The organism is Paraburkholderia sp. CNPSo 3076, from assembly GCF_026343935.1.
Classification (GTDB): Bacteria; Pseudomonadota; Gammaproteobacteria; order Burkholderiales; family Burkholderiaceae; genus Paraburkholderia; species Paraburkholderia nodosa.
On the sequence record NZ_JAPMAL010000027.1, the window covers coordinates 224,704 to 242,610 of the forward strand.

17 protein-coding genes are annotated in these 17,907 nt (G+C 64.1%); 5 read left to right on the top strand and 12 right to left on the bottom strand.

Translation table 11 applies throughout. The features are described from left to right. Positions 1-33 precede the first annotated feature (33 nt). The 3 genes from M3A49_RS29100 to M3A49_RS29110 are packed head-to-tail and all read right to left on the bottom strand — an operon-like array spanning position 34 to position 3,287. Positions 34-834, bottom strand: a complete 801-nt coding sequence (locus M3A49_RS29100; RefSeq protein WP_254355043.1) for a transglutaminase family protein — start codon at positions 832-834, stop codon at positions 34-36. A gap of 52 nt (positions 835-886) precedes the next feature. Next, on the bottom strand, positions 887-1,840 hold the full coding sequence (locus M3A49_RS29105) for an alpha-E domain-containing protein (protein WP_254340472.1): 954 nt from the start codon (positions 1,838-1,840) through the stop codon (positions 887-889). Positions 1,841-1,880: 40 nt separating this feature from the next. Next, positions 1,881-3,287: a circularly permuted type 2 ATP-grasp protein gene (locus tag M3A49_RS29110; protein ID WP_266232086.1), complete on the bottom strand. Its 1,407-nt coding sequence runs from the start codon at positions 3,285-3,287 to the stop codon at positions 1,881-1,883. A 232-nt stretch (positions 3,288-3,519) separates the two neighbouring features. On the opposite strand from M3A49_RS29110, the gene M3A49_RS29115 reads away from it, so the two are divergent. Then, positions 3,520-3,714, top strand: a complete 195-nt coding sequence (locus M3A49_RS29115) for a hypothetical protein (RefSeq protein WP_266232087.1) — start codon at positions 3,520-3,522, stop codon at positions 3,712-3,714. On the opposite strand, the gene M3A49_RS29120 is transcribed toward M3A49_RS29115, so the two are convergent. The 3 genes from M3A49_RS29120 to M3A49_RS29130 all read right to left on the bottom strand — a co-directional run bounded on the left by M3A49_RS29120 (position 3,708) and on the right by M3A49_RS29130 (position 7,553). Next, the gene (locus tag M3A49_RS29120; RefSeq protein WP_266232088.1) at positions 3,708-5,174 is read right to left on the bottom strand and encodes a glycosyltransferase family 2 protein; all 1,467 of its coding nucleotides are present in this window, start codon (positions 5,172-5,174) and stop codon (positions 3,708-3,710) included. The two genes, M3A49_RS29115 and M3A49_RS29120, sit on opposite strands and share 7 nt — an antisense overlap. A 20-nt stretch (positions 5,175-5,194) precedes the next feature. Continuing rightward, complete coding sequence (locus M3A49_RS29125; protein WP_266232089.1) at positions 5,195-5,812, bottom strand: cytochrome b; 618 nt, start codon at positions 5,810-5,812, stop codon at positions 5,195-5,197. A 277-nt stretch (positions 5,813-6,089) separates the two neighbouring features. After that, positions 6,090-7,553 carry a catalase gene (locus M3A49_RS29130; RefSeq protein ID WP_266232090.1) on the bottom strand — a complete coding sequence of 488 codons (1,464 nt, stop codon included), beginning with the start codon at positions 7,551-7,553 and terminating at the stop codon, positions 6,090-6,092. Between the two features lie 444 nt (positions 7,554-7,997). On the opposite strand from M3A49_RS29130, the gene phaP reads away from it, so the two are divergent. Then, on the top strand, positions 7,998-8,561 hold the full coding sequence (phaP, locus tag M3A49_RS29135) for a phasin family protein (RefSeq protein ID WP_254355049.1): 564 nt from the start codon (positions 7,998-8,000) through the stop codon (positions 8,559-8,561). A gap of 213 nt (positions 8,562-8,774) precedes the next feature. Here phaP and M3A49_RS29140 read toward each other — a convergent pair whose 3' ends face one another. The 4 genes from M3A49_RS29140 to M3A49_RS29155 all read right to left on the bottom strand — a co-directional run bounded on the left by M3A49_RS29140 (position 8,775) and on the right by M3A49_RS29155 (position 12,269). Further along, complete coding sequence (locus M3A49_RS29140) at positions 8,775-9,464, bottom strand: FadR/GntR family transcriptional regulator (protein WP_266232091.1); 690 nt, start codon at positions 9,462-9,464, stop codon at positions 8,775-8,777. A 177-nt stretch (positions 9,465-9,641) separates the two neighbouring features. Then, entirely contained in the window at positions 9,642-10,550 is a 909-nt protein-coding gene (locus M3A49_RS29145; RefSeq protein ID WP_266232092.1) for an aldose epimerase, read from the bottom strand. A 25-nt stretch (positions 10,551-10,575) separates the two neighbouring features. Further along, complete coding sequence (locus M3A49_RS29150; RefSeq protein ID WP_266232114.1) at positions 10,576-11,499, bottom strand: SMP-30/gluconolactonase/LRE family protein; 924 nt, start codon at positions 11,497-11,499, stop codon at positions 10,576-10,578. A gap of 35 nt (positions 11,500-11,534) precedes the next feature. Continuing rightward, complete coding sequence (locus M3A49_RS29155) at positions 11,535-12,269, bottom strand: ribonuclease activity regulator RraA (RefSeq protein WP_266232093.1); 735 nt, start codon at positions 12,267-12,269, stop codon at positions 11,535-11,537. Between the two features lie 476 nt (positions 12,270-12,745). Here M3A49_RS29155 and M3A49_RS29160 point away from each other — a divergent pair, with 476 nt between their 5' ends. After that, positions 12,746-14,002 carry an MFS transporter gene (locus M3A49_RS29160; RefSeq protein ID WP_266232115.1) on the top strand — a complete coding sequence of 419 codons (1,257 nt, stop codon included), beginning with the start codon at positions 12,746-12,748 and terminating at the stop codon, positions 14,000-14,002. Between the two features lie 69 nt (positions 14,003-14,071). Then, positions 14,072-14,896, top strand: coding sequence for an NAD-dependent epimerase/dehydratase family protein (locus tag M3A49_RS29165; RefSeq protein WP_266232094.1), 825 nt, complete (start codon positions 14,072-14,074; stop codon positions 14,894-14,896). A gap of 188 nt (positions 14,897-15,084) precedes the next feature. On the opposite strand, the gene M3A49_RS29170 is transcribed toward M3A49_RS29165, so the two are convergent. After that, positions 15,085-15,960, bottom strand: coding sequence for a lipid A biosynthesis lauroyl acyltransferase (locus M3A49_RS29170; protein ID WP_254355054.1), 876 nt, complete (start codon positions 15,958-15,960; stop codon positions 15,085-15,087). Between the two features lie 564 nt (positions 15,961-16,524). Further along, positions 16,525-16,839: a hypothetical protein gene (locus M3A49_RS29175; RefSeq protein WP_028207597.1), complete on the bottom strand. Its 315-nt coding sequence runs from the start codon at positions 16,837-16,839 to the stop codon at positions 16,525-16,527. 344 nt (positions 16,840-17,183) lie between these two features. On the opposite strand from M3A49_RS29175, the gene M3A49_RS29180 reads away from it, so the two are divergent. After that, positions 17,184-17,828: a hypothetical protein gene (locus tag M3A49_RS29180; protein WP_254355055.1), complete on the top strand. Its 645-nt coding sequence runs from the start codon at positions 17,184-17,186 to the stop codon at positions 17,826-17,828. The last annotated feature ends 79 nt before the right edge of the window (positions 17,829-17,907 follow it).

A 17,907-nucleotide genomic window follows, 5' to 3' on the forward strand; every position in this document is an offset into this window, starting at 1 on the left:
TGACTTGCCGCTCTTTTTGTTATAGCGGGAAAACTATTGCTGCGACTGCTGCGCGCTCACGTGCACGCTGACATCGAGCGTTTCGCCGGCCCCGCCCACGCGGCGGCCGCGAACCGGCGCGGCCGCGTCGTAGTCGCGCCCCACCGCGATCCGGCAGTATTTTTCGCTCGCGAAACACGCGTGCGTGACGTCCACCGTCACCCAACCGTTGTCGAGCCACACGTCGACCCATGCGTGGCTCGCCATTTCGGGCACGTCGCCGGGGTCGAGGTAGCCGCTCACGTAGCGCGCCGGCACGCCGCGCGCGCGGCACACCGCCAGCATCACATGCGCGTGATCCTGACACACGCCACGGCCTAGCGCCAGCGCGTCCGCCGCGGTGTGCGTCACATCGGTGACACCGGGCTCGTAGCGCACGCGCTCCGTGATGCGCGAGGCCGCGTCGAGTACGGCGGCGGTGTCGTCCAGCGACGGCAGGCTGAACGCGAATTCCGTGAGTGCCTCGTCGGCTTCGGTGAGGCGCGTCGGCGAAGTGAAATGGTGCATCGGCACCATGCCTTCGCCTTCGGGCAGCCGGCCGTCGGGCAGCGCCACGGTCTCGACTTCGCCGCGCACGCGCAGGCGAATTTCCCTATGCGGACGCGTGAGCACCAGCGTCATCAGCGCGTTGCCGTAGGCGTCGCGGCACGCGTCGAGCTTGCCCGGCGTCTCGACGTGCCATTGCTTGACGATCTGCGTGGGCGTGGTGAGCGGCGAAAGCCGCAACTGCTGAATCGAATAATGCACGGGCGCTTCGTAGCGGTAAACCGTGTCGTGCCGGATCGCGAGTTGCATGAGGTTAATCCTCCGTCGAGACGATTGGGATATCGATGAGCGCGGGATCGCGCTAACCAACCGGCAACATCAGATAGGTGCGCGCAACCTGGTTGCCCAGCTCGTACACGCGCGCGAGAAACTGCGTGAGGAACGTATGCACGCCCATGGAAAAGATCTGCCGCAGGTCCGCATAAAGCAGCTCGGCGCGCAGCTTGCCCGCCGTGCGCTCGACTTCTCGCGAGCTATCGGTGCGCAGCATCGCGAGATTCGTGCAGACGCCGTCCAGCGACGCTAGCAGCGAGCGCGGCATTTGCTGGTTGAGTATGAGCAGTTCAACCACGCGCGCGGGCGTCACCACGTCGCGATAAACCTTGCGATAGATTTCGAGCGCGGAAACCGAGCCGAGAATCGAGGTCCAGTAATAGAAGTCCTCGAGCTGACGCGCGGCCGAGCGCGAGTCGGCGTTTTCCACGTCGACGAAACGCACGTCGAGAATGCGCGCCGTGTTGTCCGCGCGTTCGAGGAACGTGCCGAGTTGCGTGAAGAAGAGCGCATCGTCCTGCAACGCCGTGCCCAGGCGCACGCCGCGCGACAGATGCGAGCGGAACTTCACCCACTCGAACAGCGCATCGGGACGCGCTTCCAGCTCACTGCCGCGCAACAGCTCGACGAATTGCAGCCACGTGTCGTTGATCGTTTCCCACCATTCCGTAGTGAGCGTGCCGCGCACCGCGCGTGCATTCTCGCGGGTCGCCTGCAGGCACGAGTAGATGCTCGACGGGTTCGTTGGGTCCGCAACGAGAAACTTGAGCACGTTGCTGCTCGTTGTTTCCTCGTGGCGCGCATCGAAGGCGGGCTCCAGTTCCGAGATCCGCAGCATCGCACGATGCGTGCGCGCCTCGGCGTCCGCGCTGCCGGGCAGCAGGAGCGCCTTCAGATTGATGTCCAGCATGCGCGCGGTATTTTCCGCCCGCTCCATGTAGCGGGCCATCCAGAACAGATGATCGGCGGTGCGGCTCAGCATGGTCGAACCTCTTCGTGTGCGTGTGGTAAGGCCAGTGAAATCATTCGAGCACCCACGTATCCTTGGTCCCGCCGCCCTGCGACGAGTTGACGACGAGCGAGCCTTCCTTCAGCGCCACGCGCGTGAGGCCGCCGGCCGCCATCTGGATCGTCTTGCCGGAGAGCACGAAGGGCCGCAAATCGATATGGCGCGGCGCGATGCCCGCTTCGACGAAGGTCGGGCAAGCCGACAGCGACAGCGTGGGCTGCGCGATGTAATTGCCTGGCCGTGCGAGCAGCCGGGCGCGAAACGCCTCGATTTCCTCGCGCGTGGAAGCGGGACCGACGAGCATGCCGTAGCCGCCCGCGCCGTGCACCTCTTTCACGACGAGATCCGGCAGATGTTCGAGCGTCCAGGCGAGATCGTCAGGCCGGCGGCATTGCCACGTCGGCACGTTCTTCAGGATCGGCTTTTCGCCGAGATAGAACTCGATCATGTCGGGCACATACGGATAGATCGACTTGTCGTCGGCCACGCCCGTGCCCATCGCATTGGCGAGTACGACGCGGCCCGCGCGGTACGCCGTGAGCAGCCCCGGCACGCCGAGCGCGGAGTCGGGGCGAAACGCCAGGGGATCGAGAAAATCGTCGTCCACACGCCGATAGATCACGTCCACGCGACGCGGCCCCTGCGTCGTGCGCATGAATACGTAGTTATCCTCTACGAAGAGATCCTTGCCCTCCACCAGCTCGATGCCCATTTGCTGCGCGAGGAACGTATGCTCGAAATACGCGGAGTTGTACATACCGGGCGTGAGCAGCACGACGGTCGGATCGTCCACGCCTTCAGGCGCCACCGAGCGCAGCGTATCGAGCAGCAGGTCGGGATAATGCGCGACCGGCGCCACCTTGTGCTGTACGAACAACTCGGGAAAGAGCCGCATCATCATCTTGCGGTTTTCGAGCATATACGAGACCCCGGAGGGCACGCGCAGATTGTCTTCGAGCACGTAGAACGCGCCGTCGCGCCCATCGCGCACGATGTCGATGCCCGCGATATGCGCATACACGCCCAGCGGCAGGTCGATACCCTGCATCTCCGGCCGGTACTGCGCATTGGTGTAGACCTGTTCGGCCGGTATCACGCCGGCGCGCACGATGTTGCGCTCGTGATAGACGTCGTGCAGGAACAGATTGAGCGCCTGCACGCGCTGGCGCAGTCCGCGCTCGAGCAGCGCCCATTCGTCTGCGGGAATGATGCGTGGAATGAGGTCGAAGGGAATGAGCCGCTCGGTGCCGGAGAGGTCGCCGTTCACCGCGAACGTGATGCCGACCCGTCTGAACAACAGGTCCGCCTCGGCGCGCTTGCGCGCCATCGTCTCGCCAGTCTGCCTCTCCAGCCACTGCTGGAAGCGGTCGTAGTGCGGGCGCACCGCGCCCTCGTCGCGCATTTCGTCATGGACTTGCATCGGTTCGTTCTCGCGCGTGAGTGCAACTGCAGTACAGGCTAAAAAGCAAGGCGTATGCCATCGGCCTTCAGCCTTGTTTCATGCGCTGGATTGGTGCAACTCAGGCAGGATCGGCGGTATCGAATCGGGGCATGCCAATGCGGCGCCGCATTTGCGCTTCAAGCTGGTGCAATGCGCTCGCGCGGCACGGTAAAGGCAGGAACAGCAGGCAACTGAATGGGCCTGAGACCCAATGACGGATGCGACCTGCGTGAACGAGCGTTCTACGGGAATCGCTGCGTGGCCAAGCGTGGAGGTGCCGGTGGACGTCGCCGGACTTGCCGGCGTTCAGCGCTATCTGCGCGCTTCGCTGGAAACCGATGTGGCTGCCGCGCCACGGCGCCTCTTCGGCTACTGCGGCACGACAACGGCCCAATCAGATCATTGAGACGCCGCGCTCTCGCGGCTGCGCGCCGCCGCCAGCCCGGTGCGGCTTTGCACGCCCCACTTGCGCCGCCCGAGCAGGAAATGCAGCCAGCCGAGCGCCGCGCCGCTGTGGCGCATCAACTGGAACGAAAACGGCTCGAAGACGGCGGCAAGGAACGCCATGCCGAAACTCGAGTGCGTGCGGTCGCCGCTCCAGCGCCGGTATAAATGTACGGAGTACAAATGAAACGCGAGGTCGATCGCGATCTTGCCGACGATCACGCCCAGCACCGGCAGCACGATCGTAAAGCGGCCGTCGAACAAGAAGCCGATCAACAACGCGAACGCCGTCAGTCCATAAATGGGCTGCACGGTGTCGAACGCCTTCACGGGCAGCATCATGAGGCCGAGCTTGCCGTACTTGCGGTTGCCCGTCATGTCGCGATACCAGTACTGCGTTTGCAGGAAGCCCGCGAACCAGCGGCGGCGCTGACGCAGGAAGGTCGTGAGCGTGCCGGGCGCGTCGGTGCGCGCGCGGGCGGTGCCGAGCACGCGCACGTCCCAGCTTAAGCCCTTGCGCGCCGAATAACGTCGCAACCGGTGAATCAGTTCGTAGTCCTCGACGAGGCAATCCGCATCGAAGCCACCCACGGCCATCACGGCGTCGCGGCGAAAGCCCGCAAACGCGCCCGAGATCAGCAGCAGGCTGTCGGCGCGCATCCACGCGAAGCGCGAGATGAAATTGCGGATGTACTCGTAGGTCTGGAACCACTGGAAAAAGCGTCCACTGAGCGTATGGTCGCAAACCGGCGTGAGCAGGCCCGCCGCCGCGACCAGTGCTGGCTCGCGGCCAAACGCGCTCGCCATCGCGGCGCATGCGTCGGGTTCGAGCAGCGTGTCGGCGTCCACGGTCATGACCGTTTCCGTTGCGATCGCAAGCAACGCCGCGTTGAGCGCGCGCGCCTTGCCGCCATGCGCGAGCTTCAGCCAGCGCAGATTCGGATACTGCGTCGAAGGCGCGCTCAGTTGCCCAACGCCTGGATCGACCAGGCCATAACGCTGCGCGAGCAAGGCAGCCGTGCCGTCGGTCGAGCCGTCGTCGGCAATCACGATCTGCTGCGGCGCGCGGGTTTGCGCGAACAGCGCGTCGAGCGTGATCGGCAGCACGGCCGCTTCGTTGTGCGCGGCGACGATCACGCCGAGCGTCGGCAGCTTCGCCGCGCCTGCAGCCGCGGGCGCTGCCGCAGGCGCAAGCAGCACGCGCGCCTTCCAGGCGACGAACAGCAGCAGCACCGTGTCGTAGACGACATAGGCAATGCCCGTGGACCACGCGACCACGCCTTGCAGGAAGAACGCGCGCGCGAACAGCACGAACCAGAGCGCCATGACGCCCAGGTGGATCGCGATGCTCGCGAACGGCGTGGGAGGCGGCACGAAGCGCGGCGACGTGCGGGCGAGCGCCTCTTCAAGCGTATTTTTCAAGTCGTACCCTTACGTGTTGCTCACGGCATCATCCGGCGCAGCACCGAATGACGATCGATCCATTGATGCTTGAGCGCGCCCGCAATGTGCAGTGCGAGCACGCCATAAAGCGCATAGCTGCACGCCGTGTGCAGCGCGCCGAACTGGTTGTGCAACTGTTCCTTCGTGGCCGCATCGAGGTTCATGATGAAGCCGATGCGCGGCCATTGCACGAGGCCGAAGAGATACATGGGATGCGAGGCGGCGGCGACCCATGCGGAGTCGTGCAGCCAGCCGGAAAGCGGCATCGCGAAGATCAGTACGTAGAGCGCGACGTGCGCGGCGTGGGCCGACGCGCGCTCCCAGCCCGGGAATTCGGCGGGCAGCGCCGGCGGCCGATGCGTGAGACGCCACAGCACGCGCAGGATCGCCAGCCCGAGCACGGTGATGCCGATCGACTTGTGCGTATCGATCACGAAGCGGATGGCGGTGTCCGAAAGCGCGCCGTCGGGCAGCAGCGCGGCAGTCAGGCCCAGCGCGACGTTCGTGAGGATCAGTAGCGCGATCAACCAGTGCAATAGCACGGCAACGCGCGTGTACTTCTGCGCGCCGGCGGCGGCATCGACAAACGGGGTTTCGGCGGAAAGGGAAGTTTTCACGTGGGCTTGGCCGTTGCGGATCAGTAGGGAAAACGCCCGGCGCGGCATTTTTATTCCCGCCGCGCGTGGTCCGCCGGCGGGATTGCGCAATGCTGCCCACACGGCGACTCGCGCATTATGCCCCCTCGTCCCTGACGCTGCAGAATCCGCTAGATGGCGGTTCTGCCAGCTTGGCGGCGGCCGGCCGTCATGCGGCGCCCCTCGAACTGCCGCGCGTAAAAGAAAAAACCGGAACGGGTCGTGCAACCCGTTCCGGTTCTCTGGCGGCTTCGACGGCTTACTTGCCGCTGCCCGCCTGCTTTTCGATCTGCGCGCCTACTTCGGCGTCGATCTGCTTCCAGTAGTCGAACACGCGCTCGCGCACGGGGCTGCCCACGCCGCTCAGGCTCGCCACCACCTGCTGGATCAGCGCCTCGCGCTGCTTGTCGTTGTAGACGTTGCGAACGAGATCGTGCGCCTGGCCGAAATCGTCGTCTTCCGCATGCAGCGAGTAGGCGCTGCGCACCATGTCGCCGTCGGCTTCCCAGCCGTCGTCCGCCGCGCCCGTCGTATCCGCCCACGGACGGCCGAAGCTGTTCGGCACGTAAGTCGGCGCGTTGCCGCTATGTTCGTAGGTCATGTTGCCGTCGAACATGTAGGTCTGCACGGGCACCTTCGGACGATTCACCGGCAGCTGGTTGAAGTTCGTGCCGATACGCGCGCGCTGCGCGTCGTTATAGGCGAACGCGCGGCCCAGCAGCATCTTGTCCGGCGAGAGGCCGATGCCCGGCACCGTGTTGCCCGGCGAGAACGCGGCCTGCTCGATCTGCGCGAAGAAGTTCTCCGGGTTGCGGTTGAGCGTCATCGTGCCGACCTTGATGAGCGGATAGTCCTTGTGCGACCACGTCTTCGTGAGATCGAACGGATTGAAGCGGTACTGCTTCGCCTGGGCATACGGCATGACCTGCACGGAGAGCGTCCACGACGGAAATTCGCCGCGCTTGATCGCATCGAACAGATCGCGCCGGTGGAAGTCGGCGTCCTCGCCCGCCATCGCCGCGGCTTCGGCGTTGGTGAAGAACTGCATGCCCTGGTTCGTGTGGAAGTGATACTTGACCCAGAACTTCTCGCCCTTCGCGTTCACCCACATATAGGTGTGCGAGCCGTAGCCGTTCATGTGGCGCCACGTTTTCGGCAGGCCGCGCTCGCCCATCAGATAGGCGACCTGATGCGCCGACTCGGGATTGTTGGTCCAGAAGTCCCACTGCATCTGGCCATTGCGCAGGCCCGAGTCGGGCAGACGCTTCTGGCTGCGGATGAAGTGCGGGAACTTCATCGGGTCGCGCACGAAGAAAACCGGCGTGTTGTTGCCGACGAGGTCGTAGTTGCCCTCGGTCGTGTAGAACTTCAGCGAAAAGCCGCGCACGTCACGCCAGGTGTCGGGGCTGCCCATTTCGCCCGCGACGGTCGAAAAGCGCGCCAGCATTTCCGTGGCCGCGCCCTTCTGGAACAAGGCGGCCTTCGTGTAGCGCGACACATCCTCGGTGGTCTTGAATTCGCCGAATGCACCGGCGCCCTTCGCGTGCGGCTGGCGCTCGGGCACCTTCTCGCGGTTGAAATGCGCCATCTGCTCGAGGAAGTGCACGTCGTGCAGCACGATCGGACCGTCGGGGCCGATCGTGAGCGAGTTACGGTCGCTGATAGCCGGCGCGCCCGTGCTCGTCGTGGAATGACCGGCAGACTTGTCGTTCGATGCACCCATTACCGCTCTCCTGATGGATTCGCGCATGGCGGCTGCGCGCACCGCGCCCGCTCGACTGCGAAAGCAGGTTCGCGCCGCAGCCGGGGCCGCCACCGCTAGATTTGGGGGACCAACCCGGGCTGCGCGGTGCCAACCTTCGACACCAGCGCTCGCCCGAGGGAAAGGCCATTTTGCTCGCAGACGCGAAGCGCTGCGCTCAAGCGGTTCACGTGCTGCGCAGCCGATTGGGACGTCTGTCCCCGTGTTGGAAATTTCCACCCAAAATCAGGCGTTTACATAATTGTTGCGACGCACAAAAACTTCTTGACACGATTTATGGATCGGTTACCATGAACTCGATTGCTGCATCGCACAAAACCTTCTCTGCGCGAACCGGTGATCGACCCGAAAGTTTATTTTCGCAACCGAAACCGACGCGTAGCGTCCCCCCAAAAGGAAAGAGACATGAACCTGCCGACCCCCGAACAGTTCGCCGCCAACCAGAAAGCCGCTCTCGAGGCCCTCTTCGGCCTGACGAGCAAGGCATTCGAAGGCGCGGTCAAGCTCGCCGAACTCAATATCGAAACGGCTCGCTCGGCGTTCGCCGAAGGTCAGGAACAAGCCCAGCGCGCACTCTCGGCCAAGGACCCGCAAGGTTTCTTCGCCGTGCAGGCCGGCTTCGCCCAGCCCGCCGCTGAAAAGGCACTGGCCTATGGCCACAGCGTCTACGGCATCGTTTCGGCCACGCAAGCCGAATTCGTCACCGCCGCCCAGTCGCAGTACGAAACGCAGCAGCGCGCGCTCGAAACGCTCGTCGACAACGCCGTGAAGAACGCCCCGGCCGGCTCGGAAGCCGCTGTCGCCGCGATCAAGTCGGCGCTGAACGCCGCCAACAACGCGTATGCGTCGGTGAACAAGGCTGCGAAGCAGGCTGTGGAATTCGCGGAAAGCAACTTCGACGCCGCCGGCAAGGCCGCGACGAAGGCCGTCGCGCAAGCTTCGGCGCGCGCCGCCAAGCAAGCTGCGTAAGCGTTACGCGTCACTTTCCGCTGGCGGGAGCAACCGCTGCCGCCAGCCGGACTGAAGACGGGCGTGGACCTCGTGCAATGCGAGTTCCACGCCCGTTTGCTTTTGGCCGGTCTGGCGCGGTGCGAACGCAGATATCGGCGTTACGCGGCCGATCGCAACAGCCAGCCGGCGCGAGCGTTCGAACCCATCAAGCCACGCGCCGCGAAAGCGTGCTCAGGAGCCGAACATCCGGCTCACCGCGCGCTCGAGGTGCGCGCGCATGGCGGTGGAAGCGCGTTCGGCGTCGCGCGCCTGGATCGCTTCGAGCACTTCGAGGTGTTCCTGCTGCACGAGCCGCTGCCGCTCGATCGACTTCACGAGCGAGAGGTTGCGCGACAGGTTCATGCTGAACACCATCTGCTCCTGGATGCCCGAGAGCGCCGTGATGAAGAACTGGTTCTTCGAGGCACGCGCCACGGCCATATGGAACGCGAAGTCGTCTTTCGCGCCGATGCCCGAGGTCTCGACGATGGTCTGCAGGTTGTCCCACTCGCGCTGGATCGCCGCGATGTCTTCGTCTTCGGCCTTTTGCGCGGCCAGCGAGGCCGCCCCGGCTTCCACCACCACGCGGTATTCGTAGCAGCGGCGAATGTCCGACAGCGTCTCGAGCGGCGCGAAGCGGCGCACGTCCGGGTCGGGACGCCGCATGACCGTCGTGCCCGAGCCGTGGCGCGTGGCGATGATGCCGTCCGCGCGCAGCTGGGCAAGCGCCTCGCGCACCGTGGGGCGCGAGGTCGCGAAGCGCTCCGCGAGCATGTGCTCGGTCGGCAGGCGCTCCCCTTCCTTGTATTCGCCCTCGATGATGCGATTGAGGATGTCGCTGTAAATCCGCGCCGGCATATTCGGCGCTTTCTGCTCAGACATGATCGGACGGTGCACTTGGGTTGTCAGGAGTGTCGTCAATTGTAAGTCATATGGCGGGCCGATAGCGTCCACCCGCCCCCGGCCAGCCCCCATTTTGCGGGTGTTTCCGCTCTTTCCGTCCCGCTTTACCAATTTGCGGCCAATTTACAGCCGCTTGCGCTTTTGCGCTGGCCAGCCTTACCGCAGCGCACTCACGCGGATGCGCAGTTCCGCTTTCTGCGTCTCTCCCGGCTCCAGCCAGCGCAGGCCGAGGCCGGTGTGAATCGCATCGGGCAGCCCTAGCCACGGCTCGACGCAGTAGAAGTCCGAATCGGGCGCGAGCGTCCAGGTCGTGACCGCATACCACGACGCCGAACCGGGCCGGCGCAGATCGATTTCGATCGCGCGCTGCTGCGACGGCATTTCGATGCGCACGGGCACATCCGGTTCGCCGTCGAGGCAATGAAAGCGGTCGATGATCTGCGCGTCGTCGAAGCGGTAGTGCGTCTCGCCCGGCGCGGCCTCGGCCGTCGTGCCGTCCGGCAACTGCCGGCGATGGCCATTGCGCGGCAGCGCGATCGTCGCCTCGCCGCGCTGCGCGTGCGGCAGCGCGAAATAGAAGTGATGGCCCGCGTAGTACGGCAGGCGCGCGTCGCCCGTGTTCGTCGTGGTCAGTTCCACGTCGAGCGTCGTTTCGTCGGCCAGGCGGTAGGCCGCCTCGAAGCGAAACCCGAACGGGTACATCTCGCGCGTCGACGCGCTGTCGGTGAGCGTCATGCGCACGCCGTCGCCTTGCGGCGCGATCTGCGCCGCGAACGGCAGATCGCGTGCGAAGCCGTGCAGCGGAATGTCCCGCACCACGCCCTGTGCGTCACGCCACCGGCCCGCGCGGCCATCCACCCACTGCCGCGCGATGAACGGAAACAGCAGCGGATTGCCGCCGCGGATCAGCCCCGGCTTGCTCCAGTCCGGCGCGTCGGGCCAATGGATGATGGGCGCGCCGCCGATCGTCCATGAAAGCAGACGCCCGCCGGCCTGCGGCGCGACGAGCAGCCGCGACGCGCCGCGCGCGAGTTCGATGATGTCCTGGTTCTGAAACTCCGGCATATCGGCAACACGTAAAGGGCAAAGGTCAGTCAGGCGCGCGCAGCGAACCCGCGAAAGCGGGCTCGGGCAGGCCACGCACACCGGCGTCGATAGCGAACACCAGGCCGTCCTGCTCGCCGGGTTGCGGCGGGCAGATCGTCGTGACGTAAAGCACGTTGAGGTTCGCACCGCCGAACGCGCACATCGAAGGCTTCGCCACCGGCACCGCGACGCTGCGTTCGAGCCGCCCTGCGGGCGTGAAGCGCAGCAAGCGGCCCGCGTCGTTCGCGCAGATCCAGTAGCAGCCGTCGGCGTCCACGGCCGCGCCGTCGGGGCGCCCCGCGTAGTCGTGCAGATCGGCGAACACGCGGCGATTCGTGGGCACGCCGTCGTCGATGTCGTAGTCGAAGGCCCAGATCAGGCGGCTCGACGCATGCGAATCGGAGAGATACATCGTGCGGCCGTCCGGCGACCATGCGAGTCCGTTCTGCGTGCACAACCCCTCGACCACGGGCCCCGACAAGCCGTCTTGCGCCGTATAGCGATAGAGCTTGCCCGCCGGGTCGGGCGCCGCCGCGTCCTGCACCATCGTGCCGGACCAGAAACGGCCCTGACGATCGCAGCGGCCGTCATTGAAACGCATGCGCGCGGCCTCGTGCGCCACGCTCGCGAGCGGCCGCACACTCGCCTCGCCCGCCCGCGCGTTCGCGGCCGGTTCGTGCAGCGTCACGGCGAAAAGGCCCGTCTCCAGCGCCGCGAGCACGCCGCCATCGCGCGCGAACGCGAAGCAGCCGATGCGCTCCGGCAGCGCCCACTCGGTGCGGCGCGCGGTATCGACCGCATAGCGAACGAGCGTTTGAGCGGGAATATCGACCCAGTACAGCGCGCTTTCCTCGGCGTGCCACACGGGGCACTCGCCGACCGACGAGCGGCGCGCATCGTGCGTTTCGAGCGGCCTCACCGGCGGCATCGACACAGCATCGAGCGTCACTTCGTGCTGCGTGCTCAACGCTGCTCCTTCTTCCAGGCTTCGTACGCGGCAAGCGTGGCCTCGTTCGGCGGATAGGTGCCCGGCAGCGCCGCGCCCGCCTCGATACGTTCGGTGATGAAGCGCTCGAGCGTTTCCTGCTCCGTGGCGTCGCGCGCGACTTCCTCGGCCAGATGACGTGGAATCACGACCACGCCGTCCGCATCGCCGACGATGATGTCGCCCGGAAACACGGCCACGCCGCCGCAGCCGATCGGCACGTTCAGGTCGACCGTATGGTGCTTGCAGAGATTGAGCGGCGCCGAAGCACCCGCGCAGAACACCGGAATGCCGAGCGCCGCGATGGTCGCGCTGTCGCGCACCGGGCCGTCCGAGACCATGCCCGCCACGCCGCGCACCTTCATGCGCGTGGCGAGGATCGAACCCATCGAGGCGGCGTCGGTCACGCCACGGCAGTCCTGCACGAGCACCGCACCCGCGGGCACGGTCTCGACGCCCTTGCGCTGCGGATGCTCGGGATTCTGGAACGCGCTCAGCTGGTCGAGGTCCTCGCGCGCCGGGATGTTGCGCATCGTGAAGGCCGGACCGACCAGGTTGGGGGCGCCCGGCGCCGGTGCGGCGAGCGGCTTCACGCCGTGCAGGAAGACGTTGCGCAGGCCGCGCTTGAAAAGTTGCGTGGTGAGCGTGGCGTTGGAAACGTGGCGCAGTTGTTCGAGCGCGGCATCGCTCACGGGAATGGCGGGGGAAGTCATCGTGTCTCGTCCGTTGTCGTGTGTCGTGGTGCGCGTGGCGCGGGCGGCGGCTCGAAAAACTGTCGAGCGGATGGGTCGCATTGTTGTAATACAACGCGAAAATTGTCAACCCGCCATTGCGTGGCGGGCTACCCCAGGATGTATGACGACTAGTCTTCGGACGGGCGCGAGATGCCTCGTAAGATTCGGTTGGCGCCGCAGGTAACGATACGACCCAAGTCAACAAATGCCCGCCCAGAAGCCGTGCCGGGCGTCCGACCCCGATCTGGCACCAGGGAAATCCCCAGCGCCCCAAGATTTGCTTTACAACTTTGGTCCAAATAGAATGATGTCTTACATGAAGGGCCCGATGCGCACCGGCACCACCCTTCGTCCCGGCCAGGCACAGCTCCGTGCCAGAGCCCGCCAACAGCAGGAGACGAGCAGTGCAACGCAAGACAATCAAGGGGGTGCGGTGGTGGATCATCGGCCTCATCATGATCGGGACCATCTTCAACTACCTCGCGCGCAGCTCGCTCGCGGTGGCCGCACCCACGCTGACTGAAACGCTTCACATGACCACGCAGCAGTACTCGTACGTGGTCACGGCCTTCCAGGCCTGCTATGCCCTCGCGCAGCCTGTCGCCGGTTTCGTGCTCGACTCCGTAGGCATCAAGATCGGCTTCGCGATCTTCGCGTTTGGCTGGGCCATCGCCAACATGCTGCACGGCCTCGCCGGCAGCTGGCCGGCGCTCGCGGCCTTCCGCGGCATGCTCGGCCTGACCGAAGCCGCGATCTTCCCGGCCGGCATGAAGTCCATCAGCGCATGGTTCCCGGCCAAGGAGCGCTCGGTCGCGACCGGCTGGCTCAACACCGGCACCTCGATTGGTGCGATGCTCGCTCCGCCGCTCGTCGTGTGGTGCATTCTCAAGTTCAACTGGCAGTTCGCGTTCGTCATCACCGGCGGCGGCGCGCTGATCTGGGTGGCGCTGTGGCTCGTGTTCTTCAAGATGCCCGCGGAACACCCGAGGCTCTCGCAGGAAGAGGCCGACTACATCCGCGAAGGCCAGACCGAAGCGCAAAAGTCGACCCGCGGCCGCCGCGCCTCGTTCAAGGAAGTGCTCAAGACGCGCCGCTTCTGGGGCATCGGCATCCCGCGCATGCTCGCGGAACCCGCATGGCAAACCTTCGGCGCGTGGATTCCGCTGTACATGGTCACCGTGCGTCACATGAACCTGAAGGAAATCGCGCTGTTCGCGTGGATGCCGTTCCTCGCCGCCGACCTCGGCTGCCTGGTGGGCGGTTACCTCGCGCCGCTTTTCATCCGCTGGTTCGGCTGCTCGCTCATCACCTCGCGCAAGCTCGTCATCACGACCGGCGCGCTGCTGATGGTCGGTCCGGCCTGCGTGGGCCTCGTCGCGAGCCCCTACGCCGCCATCGCCCTCTTCTGCGTCGGCACGTTCGCACACCAGACGATTTCGGGCGCGCTGTTCACGCTGGCTTCGGACGTGTTCGGCCAGCACGAAGTCGCCACGGCCACCGGCCTCTCGGGCATGTTCGGCTACCTCGGCGCGACGGTGTTCTCGCTCATCGTCGGCGCAGTGGCCAGCACGATCGGTTATAACCCGTTGTTCGTATGCCTCATGCTGTTCGACATCATCGGCGCCTGCGTGGCATGGCGACTGATCTCGAACGAGCAGCAGGACAACGCGGACAACCTCGCGCTTCAGTCCTCGCATCAAGTGAAGGCCTGATCGCCCTGTTCACCGGCCGGCGCCCGCGAGGGCGCCGGCTGTCGGCATTTCTACGTGAGGACAATCACAGTGAAGAAAGTTGCATTGACCGGCGCGGCCGGCCAGCTCGGCACCGTGTTGCGCAAGGGCCTGCTCGAACGCGGCGTGAACCTGCGTTCCGCGGCCGGCTCGAAGCCGCTCGAACCGCTCGTCGCGGGCGAAGACGTGATGCACGGCGACCTGCGCGACCCCGCCGTGGTCGACCGCCTGCTCGACGGCGTGGACGTGCTGATCCACATGGCCGGCACGAGCGTCGAGCGCCCCCTGCACGAGATCATCGAGAACAACCTGCGCGGTCTCGTCGAAGTCTACGAAGGCATGCGCCGCCACGGCACGAAGCGCATGCTGTTCGCGAGCTCGAATCACGCGATCGGCATGTACCCCGTGGAAGAGAAGCTCACGCTCGACTGCGCGTTTCGCCCGGACGGTTTCTACGGACTTTCCAAGGCATGGGGCGAATCGCTCGCGCGCCTGTACTGGGACAAGCACGGCATCGAAACCGTGAACGTGCGCATCGGCAGTTGCCTGCCGAGGCCCACCGAGTTCCGTCAATTGAGCACGTGGTTCGGCCACGAGGACCTGTTCCATCTGGTCGACCGCGTGATCAATGTCGATGAGATCGGCTTTGCCGTGGTGTGGGGCGTGTCGAACAACACGCGCAGCTACTGGATTCAGGAAGGCGCGCACGACGACGCGAAGCGGCTTGGCTATGAGCCGAAGCAGAATTCGGAAGACTGGGCGGCCGAGATTCTGGCGCAGCAGAACCCGCTCGACGCGACGGCGCAGCGGTATCAGGGCGGCAGTTTCGCCAGCTTCGATTTCACGCCGGTGGAGCAGCGCGGCAAGCGGTCCTAGTTCGCCGCTTTTCCGGTGTTTGCGTTTTAGCGCCCCCTGGGGCGCTTTTTTTTGGTTCTTCGCGGGTGTAGTGGGGGTCTCTGGGCAATTGGCGAGCAAGAAAAGGTCTGGCTACGGAAACTTTGAAAACACACAACGCGTTGCTTCCGGCAAACATTGCCTGCAGGCACCATGACCAGGCGAACCGTTCAATATACCGATTCCATACCCGGTGGTCGGTGCTTAAAACGTCGGTGCACCCAGTAATACTGCTCGGGAAATTTCACGACCTGTTCCTCAAGGAACGCATTCATGCGGCGCGCGTCGGCTACATCACTCCCTGATGGGAAATCCGTGAGCGGATCGAAAATCGTCAACTTATACCCTTGACAATTCGGAAGCACCTCAGTCACGAAGGGAACAACCCGCGCGCGCCCCAGTCTCGCGAGACGCGAAACGGCTGTGAGCGTGCAGGCGGGAACGCCAAAGAAAGGGACAAAGGCAGAGTTTTCAACGCCTTGGTCCATATCCGCCGCGAGCATGACCGGTTTGCCGGAACGCAACAATTGCACGATCTTTCTGGCACTTGTCGCGCGCTCGATCATCTCTGCGCCGAATCTGCCGCGTTGCCGCCTGGCAAGGTCGCATAGGGCTGTGCTTGACATACGTGTGTACAGTGAGGCGACCGGGAGGTGCGTCGAGTAGAGCATGCAGCCGACCTCTATGCCCACAAAGTGAAAACCCATAAAGATGGTGGGCGGGGCTGTATCGTCATGGAGATTAATTTTGCTTTCGATCTGGACGATATCCCGGATCGATTGCGCACTGCCAAACCACTGGATGCCTCGCTCGAGATAGCTGCGAACAACATGGCGGAAGTGAGCTCTTGCGAGCTTCTGACGTTCGCGGCTAGTCTTCTCGGGGAAGCAAAGACGCAAGTTCACCTGGACGATATGCTTGCGGCGGCTCGGAAGCGCATACAACGCAGTGCCGACAACCATCCCGAGCCTTGCGACGAATTTGTAAGGAAGTATGGAAAGCGTGCGTAGCAACGCCACGATGAGCGCAAAGCCGAGGCGTTTCAAAGATTGTGCCCTATGGGTGGTGAAGTTTGGAAAGCGAAGTCAAACGCCAGGCACGCGACCTTTCGGCTCGTCACTGCTTCATGGCGAATGTTTTCGCTCAAGATATCAACCGTGGACCATACAGTCCAGGCGCAATCATTGGGTTACGTGGACGACTCGCGAAGTTACCGATTGTAACGGGCGGCTTTGGTGCGACCTACCCCAAAGATTCTGGTCGTGAGTAATCGCCGAGCATCGACGACGCTGTTCCACAACTCAAAGGGGGTTTCTGCTGGTGGTGGTTGCGAATGACACTTCCACGCCGAAAGCGGATCTCCGCTCTGCAAGCCAGTGAACTGGCGGCTTCGGGTCGGGTAACGAAGTTCGCCGTCGCGATGTAGCTGGCCGTCCGCCGAGCTGTTGCAGATTTCCGGGGTACGGCCACATTCGGCCGTTCGGCCCTCCCTTAAAATCGTCAACGATGTGCTTCGCCAAGCGGTGGCACAATTGAAGCATCGGAATCAGGCGTCCAGGGTGCATGGAAACGGCTTCCGACGTGACGCCGCCGACCGTGGAGTTTGCGTCTCACGCGTCTTTTAGCCAGGGCATTTCGACGGGTGACACCACCAGATGCCGGAATTCGCGTTTCAGTTCGAAGATGAACCCGACCAGGATCATGGAGTCGGCATAGGGGATCGGGAAGACGTGAGGATTTTCCGCAGCACGCAGCGGGCGCGTGGGCGTGTCCGCCGTCGTCGCGGCGTTCTGGCGGACGCTTTCCAGTTCGTCAGCCATTGCCTGCCCACTTACTTTCAGGACGCGGCTACGCAGGTCGCTGAAGGGTTCGATGCGCGCACCGTCTTCGTTGTATTCGGGCACTTCATAGATGAACCAGGACATTTGCCGTTCCCAGGAAAAAGGTCACAATTCTAACAGGGGCGTAACCGATTATCTCCGGATGCCCATCCTGCTCCCGCCGTTCATTCGCCGTCCGGCGAAGGCAATGCAACGGGCGACACGGCGAAGCAGGTGCCGTAGTTGCCGTGTTTCCGGGCGAACCCGTCGCTGAAAGATAGCGGGTCCAGACGATGGCGGCTTGCCGCGCCATTGCCGGCGCAAGCCGCTAACAGCCGAATGGCGCAGAATAAGATCGCGGGCATGTTCAAGCGCGTGAGAGAAAGTAGCGACTGATTGCGGTCGTCAGGGCCCAGGTGTCAATGGCAACCTTGCTGTAGAGAGACAAAATGAAAAAAGGAAAGACGAAACTTACCCGGCATGATGCTGAGCGCCTTTTTGAGGGATTGCCTGAAGGGCAAGTGAGAGTATCGAGCCGGCCCGAGAACCCATTTGAAGCAGCGATGTTCGACGAGGTTAAGCGCGTCGACGACGAAACCAGACTTTGGAAAGACAACCTCATTACCCTCCCGATGGCAATCGAGTTGCCTGCTGGCTACGAGTCGCTGTCTCGCATGCGCGAGTCGATGGCGCGGGCATGGCGCGTGAGGTGGGTGAGGGAAGGTAAAAACCAGGTTGTCACCGAGTTCCCTGAAGGATGGACGGCCGTTCGCCCGGCAAGCGGCCCCATAGAGCTGCGGGATCCCTCCGGAACGGTCCGCGCCGTATACGGATGGGCCGAGGATGCTGAGCTCAGGATTTTGCCAAGGTATCTGGTTGAGTCACAGACGAACAGTTCAAGCGGACTAGGCAGCTTGCTGGTCCGTGATCGCGGGAACGGTCAAATTCTTGAACGGTCGTCGATCTGGTCTGCTCAAACCGGTACCAACCATCCCGATTGGACCAGGCTGTCAGAATGGCTCAACTTACGCTATCCACAGCATCTCGACCCGCTGCGGTACTGGGAAGATTGCGAGGAAAACATCCAGAACTGAGGGACTTTTGAAGGCACCGTTTTCGCGTCTACTAAACCAGGCTTGGTGAACGCGAAGGCAGGTCATCGCCTCATTGGTT

Coding starts and splice junctions, on each gene's coding strand:
- M3A49_RS29100 (WP_254355043.1), bottom strand. CDS start 834: ATGCAACTCGCGATCCGGCACGACACGGTTTACCGCTACGAAGCGCCC.
- M3A49_RS29105 (WP_254340472.1), bottom strand. CDS start 1,840: ATGCTGAGCCGCACCGCCGATCATCTGTTCTGGATGGCCCGCTACATG.
- M3A49_RS29110 (WP_266232086.1), bottom strand. CDS start 3,287: ATGCAAGTCCATGACGAAATGCGCGACGAGGGCGCGGTGCGCCCGCAC.
- M3A49_RS29115 (WP_266232087.1), top strand. CDS start 3,520: ATGACGGATGCGACCTGCGTGAACGAGCGTTCTACGGGAATCGCTGCG.
- M3A49_RS29130 (WP_266232090.1), bottom strand. CDS start 7,553: ATGGGTGCATCGAACGACAAGTCTGCCGGTCATTCCACGACGAGCACG.
- phaP (WP_254355049.1), top strand. CDS start 7,998: ATGAACCTGCCGACCCCCGAACAGTTCGCCGCCAACCAGAAAGCCGCT.
- M3A49_RS29140 (WP_266232091.1), bottom strand. CDS start 9,464: ATGTCTGAGCAGAAAGCGCCGAATATGCCGGCGCGGATTTACAGCGAC.
- M3A49_RS29145 (WP_266232092.1), bottom strand. CDS start 10,550: ATGCCGGAGTTTCAGAACCAGGACATCATCGAACTCGCGCGCGGCGCG.
- M3A49_RS29150 (WP_266232114.1), bottom strand. CDS start 11,499: ATGCCGCCGGTGAGGCCGCTCGAAACGCACGATGCGCGCCGCTCGTCG.
- M3A49_RS29155 (WP_266232093.1), bottom strand. CDS start 12,269: ATGACTTCCCCCGCCATTCCCGTGAGCGATGCCGCGCTCGAACAACTG.
- M3A49_RS29160 (WP_266232115.1), top strand. CDS start 12,746: ATGATCGGGACCATCTTCAACTACCTCGCGCGCAGCTCGCTCGCGGTG.
- M3A49_RS29175 (WP_028207597.1), bottom strand. CDS start 16,839: ATGTCCTGGTTCATCTATGAAGTGCCCGAATACAACGAAGACGGTGCG.
- M3A49_RS29180 (WP_254355055.1), top strand. CDS start 17,184: ATGAAAAAAGGAAAGACGAAACTTACCCGGCATGATGCTGAGCGCCTT.